We start from the raw sequence: 1,231 nt of genomic DNA, 5'->3' as shown, positions 1-1,231 counted from the left end.
CATTATTTACAGAGTTATCAATTCTATAAAAATTCCAATCAGTAGAATATCTATCTATGCTTTGATTAAAATGATCCTGTGTAGGATTATAACCAAAAGTATAATAAAAGAAACTTCCATCCGATAAACTTTTTTTCATTTTAATCTGAGTAGTTCCTAAAAAACCTTTATTATTTTCTATTCGTTGTTCTGAAAAGTTAAAAGCTTGTGATTCCCCTTCAAAAGAATTTCTTTTAGAAGTAGAAAATTTTTCTAATTGAGCATTATTAAAAATAGAAAAAGCAGTAATACTAAAATCTTTTTTTGATTTGGAATACTGTAATGCCCCAAATTGATTATTTTTTGATTTTACTTTACCATCATTATTGAGAAATGTAGGAATTTCTATTTCAACAGAATTATTTGGTGTGTCATCTAGACTTTCCTGAGAATTCATTTCATAAAAATCCATATAACTAATCGGGTCTTTAGCTATATTATTGAAATCAGCGATAAGGGCTAAATTTCCGAGCTTTCCAAACCTGAATAAATTACCATGTGCCAAATATGAATTTTTTATACCAAAATTAGTTTCGATATTACCCGTTATTTTTCCCTTATATTCTTGCTTTAATTTTAAATTAAGAGCTGTTGAACGGTTTCCATTAATTGTAGTATAATTTTGCCACAAATCAATCCCATCCAACATATTAGCCGAAATATTTTGAGTCGCAATTTTATGGTTTTTACCAAAAAACTCATTACCTTCTACTAAAACCTGCCCTATTGTAGTTCCTTTATATGTTACTTTTCCATTTTCAGTAATGTCTAAACCTGGTAATTTCTTTATAAGATCTTCTGTCGTACGCTCAGTTCCATCTCTTACCGCTTTTAGGTTAAAAACAATAGTATCTTCTTTTGCTGTAACTACTTTTGGACGAGATTTTATTTCTACTTCTTTTATTTCAGTAATTTGTGCTTCCAATTCTATTTCAAAACTAGATTGTTCTGAAGTATTGATTTCAACAGTTTTTGTTTTATAAAAAACAGAAGTAAATTTTAAAGAAAAAAAACCTTTTTCAGAAACTTGAAAGGTGCATTGTCCTGTATAATCTGTTTTTTTAAAATCTATTATTTTATTATTCTCAAATAATTGTACATTAATATTTTCAGGTGGTTTATTTGTATTATCTTTTATTTTTACGTGAATAGTTTGAGCCTGTATGACTGAAAAATTTATTAGAAATATAAT

At 27.0% G+C, this 1,231-nt stretch carries 1 protein-coding gene; it reads right to left on the bottom strand.

Annotated features, from left to right (window positions below):
- Positions 1-1,231, bottom strand: a 1,231-nt coding sequence (locus DD829_RS23670) for a hypothetical protein (protein WP_165814867.1), incomplete at both ends; no start/stop codon positions are given.

Origin of the sequence: Chryseobacterium sp. HMWF035 (genome assembly GCF_003094695.1) — a bacterium.
Lineage (GTDB): Bacteria > Bacteroidota > Bacteroidia > Flavobacteriales > Weeksellaceae > Chryseobacterium > Chryseobacterium gambrini.
The sequence above is the reverse complement of the archived record's forward strand: the minus strand, read 5'-3'. Positions and strand labels throughout refer to the sequence as shown.